Source organism: Brumicola pallidula DSM 14239 = ACAM 615, from assembly GCF_000428905.1.
Lineage (GTDB): Bacteria > Pseudomonadota > Gammaproteobacteria > Enterobacterales > Alteromonadaceae > Glaciecola > Glaciecola pallidula.
Genome location: NZ_AUAV01000014.1, coordinates 49,382 through 61,841, shown reverse-complemented (window position 1 = coordinate 61,841; position 12,460 = coordinate 49,382). Strand labels below are relative to the sequence as shown.

General features: G+C 41.4%; 15 protein-coding genes. 5 read left to right on the top strand and 10 right to left on the bottom strand.

Features of this window, described 5'->3' with window-relative positions; genetic code table 11:
• Positions 1–10: 10 nt before the first annotated feature.
• A complete protein-coding gene (locus G399_RS0105800; RefSeq protein WP_006011744.1) occupies positions 11–475 on the bottom strand; it encodes a tellurite resistance TerB family protein in 465 nt (154 codons plus the stop codon).
• A gap of 265 nt (positions 476–740) precedes the next feature.
• Positions 741–1,679, bottom strand: coding sequence for a malate dehydrogenase (gene mdh / locus G399_RS0105795; protein ID WP_006011741.1), 939 nt, complete (start codon positions 1,677–1,679; stop codon positions 741–743).
• A gap of 222 nt (positions 1,680–1,901) precedes the next feature.
• Between mdh and argR the strand changes: the two genes are divergently transcribed.
• Entirely contained in the window at positions 1,902–2,366 is a 465-nt protein-coding gene (gene argR, locus G399_RS0105790; RefSeq protein WP_006011739.1) for a transcriptional regulator ArgR, read from the top strand.
• Here the strand turns inward: argR and rsmI are convergent.
• On the bottom strand, positions 2,349–3,200 hold the full coding sequence (rsmI, locus tag G399_RS0105785; protein WP_006011737.1) for a 16S rRNA (cytidine(1402)-2'-O)-methyltransferase: 852 nt from the start codon (positions 3,198–3,200) through the stop codon (positions 2,349–2,351). The genes argR and rsmI overlap by 18 nt on opposite strands.
• Before the next feature lie 164 nt (positions 3,201–3,364).
• On the opposite strand from rsmI, the gene G399_RS0105780 reads away from it, so the two are divergent.
• The 4 genes from G399_RS0105780 to G399_RS0105765 are packed head-to-tail and all read left to right on the top strand — an operon-like array spanning position 3,365 to position 6,927.
• Positions 3,365–5,320: a penicillin-binding protein activator gene (locus tag G399_RS0105780; protein WP_006011735.1), complete on the top strand. Its 1,956-nt coding sequence runs from the start codon at positions 3,365–3,367 to the stop codon at positions 5,318–5,320.
• Positions 5,321–5,342: 22 nt separating this feature from the next.
• A complete protein-coding gene (locus tag G399_RS0105775) occupies positions 5,343–5,681 on the top strand; it encodes a YraN family protein (protein WP_006011732.1) in 339 nt (112 codons plus the stop codon).
• A gap of 55 nt (positions 5,682–5,736) precedes the next feature.
• Complete coding sequence (locus G399_RS0105770) at positions 5,737–6,330, top strand: phosphoheptose isomerase (protein ID WP_006011729.1); 594 nt, start codon at positions 5,737–5,739, stop codon at positions 6,328–6,330.
• Positions 6,331–6,342: 12 nt separating this feature from the next.
• Positions 6,343–6,927, top strand: a complete 585-nt coding sequence (locus tag G399_RS0105765) for a BON domain-containing protein (protein WP_006011727.1) — start codon at positions 6,343–6,345, stop codon at positions 6,925–6,927.
• Positions 6,928–7,082: 155 nt separating this feature from the next.
• Here G399_RS0105765 and G399_RS0105760 read toward each other — a convergent pair whose 3' ends face one another.
• The 7 genes from G399_RS0105760 to rplM form a co-directional block, all read right to left on the bottom strand.
• Positions 7,083–7,628: a ClpXP protease specificity-enhancing factor gene (locus tag G399_RS0105760; RefSeq protein WP_006011725.1), complete on the bottom strand. Its 546-nt coding sequence runs from the start codon at positions 7,626–7,628 to the stop codon at positions 7,083–7,085.
• A 93-nt stretch (positions 7,629–7,721) separates the two neighbouring features.
• Positions 7,722–8,354 (bottom strand): stringent starvation protein SspA, encoded by a 633-nt coding sequence (gene sspA / locus G399_RS0105755; protein WP_006011724.1) that lies wholly within the window; start codon positions 8,352–8,354, stop codon positions 7,722–7,724.
• Positions 8,355–8,461: 107 nt separating this feature from the next.
• Positions 8,462–9,196 carry a cytochrome c1 gene (locus G399_RS0105750; protein ID WP_006011723.1) on the bottom strand — a complete coding sequence of 245 codons (735 nt, stop codon included), beginning with the start codon at positions 9,194–9,196 and terminating at the stop codon, positions 8,462–8,464.
• Positions 9,193–10,458, bottom strand: coding sequence for a cytochrome b (locus G399_RS0105745; RefSeq protein WP_006011722.1), 1,266 nt, complete (start codon positions 10,456–10,458; stop codon positions 9,193–9,195). Before G399_RS0105745 ends, G399_RS0105750 begins: the two co-directional genes overlap by 4 nt.
• Positions 10,458–11,090, bottom strand: a complete 633-nt coding sequence (gene petA / locus G399_RS0105740) for a ubiquinol-cytochrome c reductase iron-sulfur subunit (RefSeq protein WP_006011721.1) — start codon at positions 11,088–11,090, stop codon at positions 10,458–10,460. The genes G399_RS0105745 and petA overlap by 1 nt, the downstream gene beginning before the upstream one ends.
• Before the next feature lie 320 nt (positions 11,091–11,410).
• On the bottom strand, positions 11,411–11,803 hold the full coding sequence (rpsI, locus tag G399_RS0105735; protein ID WP_006011720.1) for a 30S ribosomal protein S9: 393 nt from the start codon (positions 11,801–11,803) through the stop codon (positions 11,411–11,413).
• Between the two features lie 12 nt (positions 11,804–11,815).
• A complete protein-coding gene (gene rplM / locus G399_RS0105730; RefSeq protein ID WP_006011719.1) occupies positions 11,816–12,244 on the bottom strand; it encodes a 50S ribosomal protein L13 in 429 nt (142 codons plus the stop codon).
• Positions 12,245–12,460 lie beyond the last annotated feature (216 nt).

The following is a 12,460-nucleotide window of genomic DNA, read 5'->3' as shown; positions in this document are numbered from 1 at the left end:
AAACAGTCACTTATTCCCGTTTTTCTTCTGCGATGTGTTTTACTTTTATATAGTCGCGATGAGATATATATAGCAAATCCGCGATTTTCCGAATCATTGCTTCTTCGTATTTGTCTAAATTATCATCAACAAATGCTACTTTCCACATCAGACTCAGTAAGTTTACTTTTTGATCATATTCATAATTATCGTTGATCATGGATGTGAATGGATGCATCGAAGTTGTGTCTTTACTTGCCTGATTACTGCGCTCAAATAACTCATCCAGCTTTTCATCTGATAACTCAAATAGTGCCTGTAGCAGCTGTTTTATCTTGTCTTTTTCAAGCTTCGACTGCTCAAAATCAGCACCAGAAACTTCCATCAACAGCAAAGCACAAGCCTGTTCTAGACTATACTTCTGTTCGGCATCGGTGCTTTTTGCAGCATTAAAGGTGAGTTCGTTTTGAAAGAATTCTTTTAGTTTATTTAACATGCCATGTCCTTTAAGAGTAGTTTAAAGTAGTCATACATTTCGAACTTACTACTTCTTGAATGTCCTGAAGCTGAAACAGCAGTAAATATCTGCATATTCACTCCAAGTAAGTAACTGTATATGAAAATATAAGCCAATTGGTTTTTTTAGGATGATATGTTAATAGATTAATTGACAGACTAATGCTGAAAAACAACAAAAAAGCCGGCAACATTAAACAGTGTTAGCCAGCTTATTATACCTTAACTGATATTTACAGCAGCACTTAACCGTTAACGAAATCAACACCCATTTTGATATCGCCACGCAAGCCTTCTAACATTGTGTTTTTAGCGTTTTCTTCGAAATCGCTTAAATCACCATACGGTAAAATCTCTTCAACACCATTTATGCCTAAGCGCACTGGGTGAGCGAAGAATGCAGCGTCATCAGATCCATCTACTTGCACATAAGCGTATTCAACGACCGCTTCGCCTTGCATTGCAGCAACAAGCGACAAACAAAAACGTGCAGCGGCTTGGCCCATAGACAAAGTAGCAGAACCACCGCCAGCCTTAGCTTCAACAACTTCAGTACCGGCATTTTGAATACGCGTAGTTAAACTTGCTACTTCTTCATCAGTGAAGCTTACGCCGTCAACTTGTGAAAGAAGTGGAAGAATAGTTGTACCAGAGTGGCCACCAATAACAGGAACATGAATTTCATTTGTTTTCAAACCCTTAAGGTTTGCAATAAATGTTTCTGAGCGGATAACATCTAATGTAGTTACACCAAACAATTTATTTTTGTCGTAAACGCCTTTCGCTTTTAGGACTTCAGCAGCAATAGCGACCGTCGTATTTACCGGGTTAGTAATAACGCCGATACAGGCTTTTGGACAATTATCAGCAACTGCTTCTATAAGGTTTTTAACGATACCAGCATTAATGTTGAACAAATCAGAACGGTCCATACCCGGCTTTCTGGGAACGCCAGCAGGTATTAAAACAATATCGCAACCCGTCAATGCTTCAGCTAGGTCATCTTTACCATGACCAGAAACGGCAACATCAGTTGGGATGTGGCTCAAATCAACAGCAACACCCGGAACAACCGGTGAAACGTCATACAATGCTAGCTCAGAGCCAGCAGGTAATTGTGTTTTCAATAACAATGATAATGCTTGACCGATACCACCAGCGGCGCCTAATACAGCTACCTTCATAAAATTCTCCTGTTAATAAAAGCGTTTAATTGCGGGCGTCACAATAATCTATATACGTTAAGATCTCAATCACCCTATGGTCTTATCCTCGTTTTTTGCGCTTAAGCTCACAATAAATTAACAAACCCAACAATTCATCAACATCTTTTAATCACATTCGTTTGCGAAAAGGGTGCCGCTGATGCAAAATACGCCAAGATAAAACACAAGGCTTTACCCAATATGTCATCAAGCAAGCAAGACGCCCTAGTAAAATCATTTAGAGAGCTGTTAAAAACCGAAAGTTACGGTTCCCAGGGTGAAATTGTTAATGCGTTAAAAGAGGCGGGGTTTGATAATATAAGCCAATCAAAAGTGTCTCGCATGCTAAGTAAGTTTGGCGCAGTGCGCACTCGAAATGCGCGCGGTGACATGGTTTACTGCCTACCACCTGAACTAGGTATGCCTACGGCTAAAAGCCCGCTCAAACAACTTGTGTTAGATATCGTTCATAACAACGTAATGGTGATTATTCGAACTAGCCCAGGCGCGGCACAATTGATTGCCAGGTTACTTGATTCATTGAGCCATACCGATGGGGTTCTTGGTACAATCGCAGGCGATGACACTATTTTCATCGCCCCCGCTGACATTACCCAAATTGAAGATCTTCGCCAGCGCGTTGAAGACCTATTTGAGAGTGTCTAAGCCTATCGCATAAAGTGCGTTTTTCTTAAGACCATAGTGCGCAGCAGTTAATGCGGCTGCTTTTTTTAGCGGTAATTCTGTGGCCAACAGAGCCAACAACCCTAATGCTTCTTGCGATACGCCTTCCGATTGCAAGTTATTAGGGCAGTAAATCATCAGTACAAATTCACCTTTTTGGTGAACTGGATCCGCGTCCAACCACACTAGAACATCTGCGGCACTGCCCTGCTTATAAGTTTCGAAGGTTTTACTTATCTCTTTAGCTAATACAATTTCATGGTCGTCTTGTAAGCTTTCATTGCAAGCTGCAATAGTATCTCGAATACGCCTAGGCGCTTCATAAAATATCGTTGTGCACCCAGAGTTAGTAAGTGATTTGAGAACATTGGCTTTGGCTTGTTGCTTCACTGGCAAAAAACCATGAAAGGTAAATTTATCAGTTGGTAAGCCAGATGCGCTCAGCGCTGTAGTTAAAGCGCATGGACCAGGCAAAGCAATAATAGGTATTCCCTTTTCTCTGCAATCGCGAACAAAAATAAAACCAGGATCGCTGATCAAAGGAGTACCTGCATCAGAAACTAATGCAATATTTTTACCCTCAATAAGTTTAGAGGTCAATTGATTCGAGCGAGCGGCTTCATTATGGTCATGCATTGAGATAGTCGAGGTGCCAATAGAATAGTGGGATAACAGGCGTGAGGTGTGCCGAGTATCCTCTGCCGCTATTAAATCAACGTGTTTTAATACATCAATCGCACGAGAGCTAATATCAGACAAATTACCTATGGGCGTAGGAACAATATAAAGCGTTCCTGATGTGTTCGTAACCTGCATTTTTATTTTTTCCCAATGTTGTCTGTACATTGCTAATATTACACTAAATTAAACAGCAACTTTTACACTTTCTACACCTACTTTAGGACAGAATATGTGAAAGTAGATAGATATTTGCCTGAGCTTAAGTAAACTATCAATATCCTAGTCATTTGAGAGCGCTTGTGAACGTATTTTCTAATTTACGCACCTATTTGAGTGTTGCATTCATTTTATTGTTTTTGGCAAGTTGTGCCAGTCAAACAAAAATAGCAAGTCAAAAGCCTGTTGAAAAAGAAACAAAGGCCTCTAGAGACGTCATTTTAAACAGTGCAGAAGCCGCATTACAAGAGGCTAATATTGAATGGCAGAAAAACAACGATATAAATCAACGAAACAACTTACTGTTAGGTGCAGCTCAACACTTTCAAACAGGTAGAGAGTGTCGTCGTACCGATATTATTATTGCAAATATCGAATCTTTTTTAGAAGATCCACTGCAGCAACAATATTCGTTATTATTAAAAGCAGAGTGCGCGCTTATTCAACATTATGCATCGGGCTTGTCCGCGGAGCTGGTTAAAACCCCAATCGATACGATGATCTCATGGCTTACACCCATTACTGAAAATCAATTTTTGGCGCGTAAAGAAGTTGTTATTGCACATTTGGCGGCACTGCATGAGCGCTGGGATTTAGCTGCTAATGTGCTAAGCCAACAATTGAGCGCAGATAGCCCGTTAAATAAGTCAACAGAGCATATTTTGTGGCAGTGGTTTTTAAAGTCATCGAAAGATGCGCAAAATACGATGGGTAGCAACAGCGTATTTATGCGCCCGTATTTGGCCCTAGCTAACATTCTAGAAGATGAAAGCTTAACCGACTCAAGTAGACAACAAGCGATTGGTTTTTGGCGACTACAACACCCAACGCATCCTCTTTCTATTGACTTGCCAAATGGGGTCACAGGATATCTTGCTCAATCATTAAACGACGTCCGCAATATCGCCGTTTTACTGCCATTGAGTGGTCGCGTCCAGGTGCAAGGTGATGCTATCAAGCAAGGTATTATGACAGCATACTTTGCAAAGCTAGAGAACATTAATGCGAACGATCCAGGCCAAGCCATTCCAAATATTAGATTTTTAGATACAGGCTCCGATAACGACGCTTTCGTCAGTCCGGCGATTACGCCAGAGAGCCTCATGCGGTATGACATCGTTATTGGCCCATTACTGCGTGAGCATGTGAGCTTAGTCAAAGACTTCAATTTGCCTGATTCAATGCTTGTATATTTGAATCGTTTGTCAACAGAGGCACCAATGACTGAGTCAGCTAAGAGCACGAGCGATACATCAGCTAAAGTATATTTTGCGTTAGCACCAGAAGATGAAGCTACGCAACTGGCTAATTTGATGAAAAAAAAGGGTATAAGAACACCGATTATTATTAGCAATGGCTCGTCGCTTAGTCGTCGAATGATAGACACATTCAATCAGCAGTGGATAGCGTTGAATGGACTAGACGAAATAAAGCTTCCCAAAATAGTTACCTTTTCAGACAATAAAGGATTGCGTATTGGTATTACGGCAGCGCTCGATGTACTTCAAAGCCAAAGACGCATCAGTCAAATGACAAGTTTAACCACAGAAACAGTGCATAGCGTTACCCGCAATAGACGAGATGTAGACGCTTTTGTGGTTTTCGCTTTACCGCAACAAGTTGAATTGTTGAACCCGATTATAGAGGCTAGTATTAGCTTATTTACAGAGCGAACTATTCCGGTATTCGCTACCTCTTATAGCTATCAACATCAACTTAATAACAATAGTATTCGAGATTTACGCAACCTGGTTTTTGTTGATATGCCATTTCTTATGCCCGCGCAAAGAGATAGCGCACTTGCGCTACAGGTAGATGATATCTGGAACAATCCACCCAGTTCGTTTTTACGCTTATTTGCATTTGGCTACGACGCTTTCCAGTTTTCTGAAAAAATGCAACAGTTGGCTTATTTTAGTCATACCGATTTAAAAGGCTTATCCGGTAAGTTGACCGTAAACGATCAGCGTCAAGTTACTCGCAGCTTGCCAAGTGCGGTTATTCAAAATGACTCAATAACCCAAGCAGACGGCTTCTAATAGTTTGGTATCTTATCAATACATGGCCAGCTTGATTGGCCACGACGCTGAGCAAGTGGCAAAACAATATTTACTCGACCATTCACTTCTATTTTTGGAACAAAACTATAAAGCAAAGGTCGGAGAGATAGATCTAATAATGTTAGATCAGCAACAGCTGGTTTTTGTTGAGGTAAAGTTTAGGTCAACAGACGGTCATGGTTGTGCAGCCGAGCATTTTACCTTTAAGAAGCGCAAACGGCTGGAAAGGACTATTAATTATTATTTGTTACAAAAGAAACTGAATACCCACCACACAAATTTACGAATAGATGTTGTCGCCATAGACGGTGAACAGGTAAACTGGATTAAGAACGTATAATTAGTTAATAACAATCAGAAAAATCATGGTACGGACACTACTTAAGGGGCATTAAATGCTGGATAATATTAGAAAAAGTTTTACCGAAAGCATTCAAACTAAAATAGCGGCTGCTGAAGAACTGCCTATTCCAATCGAAAAGGCAGCTAACATGATGGTGCGCGCGCTTATTAATGGCAACAAAATTTTAAGTTGCGGTAATGGTGGCTCAGCGGGCGATGCACAACACTTTTCATCTGAACTATTGAACCGTTATGAACGCGACCGCCCTTCACTGCCAGCCATGGCCTTAACCACGGATAGCTCAACAATTACGTCTATTGCTAATGATTATAGCTATGATGAAATATTTTCAAAACAAATCAAAGCACTGGGGCAACCGGGCGACATTTTACTCGCAATTTCAACCAGTGGTAATAGTCGCAACGTCATTAACGCAATGGAAGCTGCTCTAGGTCGTGATATGACAATTGTTGCCCTAACAGGTAAAGACGGCGGTGAAATGGCTGGATTCTTAAGTGAGAATGACGTTGAAATTAGAGTGCCTTCGTCACGTACAGCAAGAATACAAGAAGTACATCTTCTGGTTATCCATAATTTGTGCGAGTCAATCGACAATGCACTATTCCCAATTAGCGAAGCAGAATAAAGAGAAGGGTTTATGTTTAGCAATGGAAAAACCGCCACGATATTAATTATCTTCGTTGCGTTTATGCAAACGGGTTGCGCACTCGTAACTGTAGGAACGGTTGGCGCAGCTGCTACGGTATCAGCCAACGACAGACGCACTGTCGGCACACAAATAGATGACAAAACGACACAGAGCAGGGTCAGAAGTGCAATCAATGATATTCCGTTAGTTAAGGACGAAGCCGCTGTTAGTGTTGATGTTTACAACGGTCAGGTTTTACTAACAGGGCAAGCGCCATTACAAAGAATGATTGTCGACCTTGAAAAAATGGCGACTGCAGTACAAAACGTAATGAAAGTGCATAACCAAGTGCGGCTAGGAAGTCCTATTCCAGCCACCTCAACCATGAATGACGTATGGTTGGCTTCCAAAATTAAAACTATCATGCTTGCGGATGAAAAAATCCCGTTATTCAAGCTGGTTCTTGTGGTGGAAGACAGCGAAGTATTTATTATGGGCTTGCTCACTAAAGCAGAAGCGGCGGCGGCAGTTGACGCAGCTCGGAATGTTGACGGTGTTTCTAAGGTAATAAGAGTAATGGAACTCATTCCGTGAGAATAGAGGTGCATAACAGCTCACTGCGTGATCATATTGCATGAATGATGTAGTTGGCAGAATGCTCGTGTGTTTTCTTTTTTCCGGAACATCTTAAATTATAATCGACGGTGTCTCTGCAGTGGCCTGAATTAAAAGATGCTATTAGTATGAGTCTATTTAATCACTTTTAGGCTGGGTTTTTTAGATTTACCGTCACTTTCTTTTACTGATTTTTTAACATCACTCGCTTTACTTTCTTCTGCCAGTGTTAGCTTTCCAGCTTGCACGGTCTTGGTGGTTACTTTTTCGCTTAGTTTGACACTTTCAAGTTTTTTAACAGGCTGTACAGAGGGCAAGCCCGCGTCTGTGTGCGTACTCTTTTCATATTCGGCCAACTCTTCTGGCGTTCGCGTAAATACAGTCCCAGCGCCATTTTCACGAGCATATACGGCACTAACAGCAATACTTGGAACAAACACTTGCATAGGCTGCCCAGAAAATCGTGCCTGAAACGCCACGCCTTCGAGACCTACATTTAAATTGACACACGCACTGGGCGATATATTCAGAACAATTTGGCCGTCTTTTACAAACTGTCTAGGCACTTCTACACCAGGTAAATCAGCATCTACCACAATGTAAGGGGTTAAACCGTTGTCAACTATCCAGTCGCAAAAAGCGCGAAGCAAGTACGGTTGGTTGCTGGTCATGTTGTCCATTAATGCTCTCAAATAATTATTAAACGAAAAGTGTTGAAAAAGATGGCTTAAGTATGACCTTTTAATATAGGCCATACTTATTTACTGACTTATTTATAACGGATTATGAATTTCGCGTTCTTGGTCAGTCAACGAAGCCTTAAAAGAACCGCGTTCAAATATGCGATTCATATAAGCAACGACGTCTTTACTACCGGCACCACTTAACGTGATGTTTAATGCAGGCAAACGCCATAAAAGGGGTGCTAAGTAGCAATCAACTAGACTAAATTCATCACTCATGAAGTAAGCTTTTTCAGCAAAGATTGGACCCAAAGCAAGTAAAGATTCACGTAACTCAGTGCGTGCTTCATCAGCACCTGGTTCGTTGCGAAAAATCTTTGCAGCTAGCGCATACCAATCATGTTCAATACGATGCATCATCAAGCGACTTTCGCCGCGAGATACAGGGTAAACAGGCATTAGTGGTGGATGCGGGAAGCGCTCGTCTAAATACTCCATGATAATATGAGATTTATAAAGTACTAACTCTCTATCAACTAGCGTTGGTACGGTACCGTAAGGGTTCAGTTCTAATAAATCTTCACTGAGTTGAGTTGGGTCTAGATAGCTAATTTCTACGCCTACACCTTTTTCCGCTAATACAATGCGTACTTGGTGACTATAAATATCAATATTGTCAGAAAACAACGTCATAATTGAGCGTTTGTTCGCGGCTACAGCCATTAAAACCTCCGAATTCTCTCTCTAAAAGAGAATTACAAAAAAATAAGCAGTTAAAAACACTAAAAGGGGCGCACTGCCCCTTTTATTTTATCACTAGAGGTAAGTCGTTATTTTTTAACGTCTTTCCAATAATCTTTCTTGAGCAAGTATGCAAAGACAAAGAAGATAAGGATGAAAATTAACACCCCTTTACCTATATTTTCTGATTGCAATCTTGACGGTTCGCCAGTGTACTCTAGGAAGTTAACCAAATCTAAAATAGTTTCATCATATTCTTCGGTTGTGAGTTTACCATCACCATCGGTGCGCAAACCCACACTGACTTCCTTCATATCGCCATCGATCATCTTCATTTCAGTTGCTAATCTTGGCGTTCCTTGCAAATCTTGGAGCACATGAGGCATGCCCGCATTAGGGAATGCCAAATTATTAACACCAAATGGCCTACTCTCATCGACATAAAAAGTACGTAAGTAGGTGTATATCCAATCAGCTCCGCGTACACGGGCAACCAAAGTTAAATCAGGTGGCGCGGCACCAAACCATGTGGCAGAGTCGTCTTCTGGCATTGTAGAGGTAATATAGTCACTCACCTTTTCACCAGTGAAGCGCAAATACTTGTCACCTAATTCGTCCGGCACGCCAATATCTTGAAAAGTACGCTGGTACCTTTGATATTGCATTTGGTGGCAACCCAAACAATAGTTCATGAAGGTTTGAGCACCACGCTGTAACGATGCCTGATCGGTCAAATCAATATCTGCATGGTCATTGGGATACTCCCCCCCAGCAGCAAATGCGAAGGTCGGCACTAACAGTAAAACCGCTAACCATTTTTTCATAGTGTGATCCTCGCAGGTACAGGTTTGGTTTTTTCTTTACCCGAATAAATCCAGAGTAAAACAAAGAAACCAAAGTACATAATCGTTGCTATTTGTGAGGCAATAATTTTCCAATTCTCTTGTGGCGTGCCGCCTAGATAACCTAAGAATACGAACACCGCTGTGAACACAAGTAGATTCACTTTATGCAAACCACATCTATAACGCCAGGACCTTACCTTGCCACGGTCAATCCAAGGCAATGCAAAGAGCACAGCAATCGCACTAAACATCGTTAACACACCAAATAATTTGTCCGGTACGGCTTTCAAAATTGCATAGTACGGCGTGAAATACCAGACTGGAAATATATGTGCTGGTGTTTTATATGGATTTGCAACTTCAAAATTCGGATGCTCTAAGAAATAGCCGCCCATCTCAGGCATGAAGAACATGATGTAACAGAAACCAAACAAGAACACGCTAAACGCCACTAAGTCTTTCAACACGATGTGTGGGAAGAACGGCACAACATCGTCAATGATGTCGTACTTGTCTGTGTAGTATTCATGGATTTTATACACAGTTTTGTCTTCTTCAGCTAATGACCCTTTCTTGTGCTTAACATTTACACCATCAGGGTTGTTAGAACCTACTTCATGCAATGCAATAATGTGTAAAAAAACCAAGATAACGATAACCAGTGGCAATGCAATTACATGCAATGCGAAGAATCTATTTAGCGTTGCGCCAGAGATAACATAGTCACCTTGGATCCATTCAACTAAATCAGGCCCAATGACTGGGATCGCACTAAATAGAGACACAATTACCTGTGCACCCCAGTAGGACATTTGTCCCCATGGTAATACATAACCCATAAAAGCTTCGGCCATAAGCGCTAGGTAAATTAACATACCAAAGACCCATAATAGCTCGCGCGGTTTTTGATATGAGCCATACATCATGCCTCTAAACATGTGCAGATAAACTACGATGAAAAAAGCTGAAGCACCTGTACTGTGCATATAACGGATCAGCCAGCCATAGTTGACCTCACGCATGATATATTCAACAGAAGCAAAAGCGCGCTCTGCTGATGGCTCATAGCTCATCGTTAACCAAATACCGGTCAGGATTTGATTAACGAGCACGATAGTCGCCAAGAAACCGAAAATATACCAAAAATTCATATTTTTGGGCGCTGGATATTGAATTGCGTGCATGTTTGCGACACGCATTACAGGAATTCGTTGCTCAATCCAGCTCATAAATGCATTCATCACACAACCTCCGCTACTGAGCCAATAATAACCGTATTGTCATCAACATACTGATATGGCGGCACGACCAAATTTAGTGGTGCCGGAACGCCTTGAAAGACACGTCCAGCCATATCAAACTTAGAACCATGACAAGGACAAAAGAAACCCTCTGCAACACCTTCAGCATACTGTTCAAAAGATCCATCAACTAAATGCTGTGGAGAACAACCAAGGTGAGTGCAAATACCGACGAGTATTAAATACTCTGATTTTAGTGAGCGGTATTCGTTTTGAGCAAACGCCGGTTGTTGTTCAGTTTCAGAGTTTGGGTCACGAAGTTCGCCTTCATGAACACTTAAACTTTCCAGAAGTTCTGGTGTTCTGCGCACTATCCATACTGGCTTGCCGCGCCATTTAACGCGAATCATTTGGCCGAGTTGGATTGCACTGATATCTACTTGTACATCAGCACCAGCCGCTTTAGCTTTTGCACTTGGTTGCCAAGAGGCAACAAAAGGAACTGCAGCACCTACAGCACCAATCGCACCAACAACACATGTACCAACAGTTAAAAACTTGCGACGGTCGCTGCTTTTCGGCTGTTCGTTATTTGTTGCTGATTCATTGGTATCTACTGATACATCGCTCATCAACTTTTCTCCGGGGTTGGAATGACAGGTTTCAATAATAGCTTCAAGTTTAATAATGGTTTACTTGCAACCAAGATCAAACTGTTATTCGTAATCGGAAACGTTCGATTATAATTAGCAGGGTATTTTAAAAGAAAACCCTTAACAAACACAAGGTTTTAGTAAGAAAATTTGATTGTTTTTAGCGTTATAAGTCAAGAAATCACTACAACAGGTAAATATACTTATATATCTGTTGAAATTGTTAGGACGACATGAATTTTGAGTGAAAATAAAAAACCCAGCCGAAGCTGGGTTTTTGAAAAACATATCGAAAAAGATTAACGTTTTGAGAATTGTGGACGCTTACGCGCTTTGTGTAGACCCACTTTCTTACGTTCAACTTTACGCGCATCACGTGTTACAAAACCGGCTTTACGTAGCGCAGGACGCAACGTTTCATCGAATTCCATAAGCGCACGAGTAATACCGTGACGTATTGCGCCAGCTTGCCCACTAATACCACCGCCAGAAACGGTAACGTACAAGTCGAATTTTTCAGTCATTTCAACAAGTTCTAAAGGCTGCTTAACTATCATAACTGCAGTTTCGCGACCAAAGAAAACGTCTAATGGCTTCTGGTTTACAATGATGTTACCAGAACCCGGACGAAGAAAAACGCGAGCTGTTGAGCTTTTGCGACGGCCAGTGCCGTAATATTGAGTATCTGCCATTTTGCTCGCTCCTTAAATGTCCAGTGATTGTGGCTGTTGTGCAGCATGCGTATGCTCTGGACCAGCAAAAACTTTCATTTTGCGGAACATAGCACGACCTAGTGGGCCTTTTGGAAGCATACCTTTGACTGCTTTTTCAATAACCATTTCTGGCTTCTTTTGAATTAACTGTTCAAAAGTAGCTTCTTTCAAGCCACCTGGATAACCGGAGTGAGAGTAGTATATTTTACCCTTCGCTTTGTTTCCTGTTACCGTAATTTTTTCTGCATTAACTACAACAATGTAATCACCAGTATCCACATGAGGAGTGTACTCTGGTTTATGCTTACCGCGCAGTCTTAGCGCGATTTCAGCCGCAAAGCGACCTAAAGTTTTGTCTGCAGCGTCAACCACATACCAGTCGCGTTCTACGCTTTCTGGCTTTGCAACAAAAGTTTTCATGTATTCGTCACCCAAAATTATTAGTTAAGTTCACTGTCAAGCAGTCTAATACTGCTTAAAGTGCAATTATATCAACCTGTTAGCCCCTTCGAGCCGGTTAATCTACCACCTTCCCAAAGGTGGGTGCAACTGGGCAGGGGGCAAATTATACAGACTTTAGAGTAAAAGCGAAGTATTTTTCAGCTTTTTCTAAAATGGTGTGTCACCAAGGGTTAC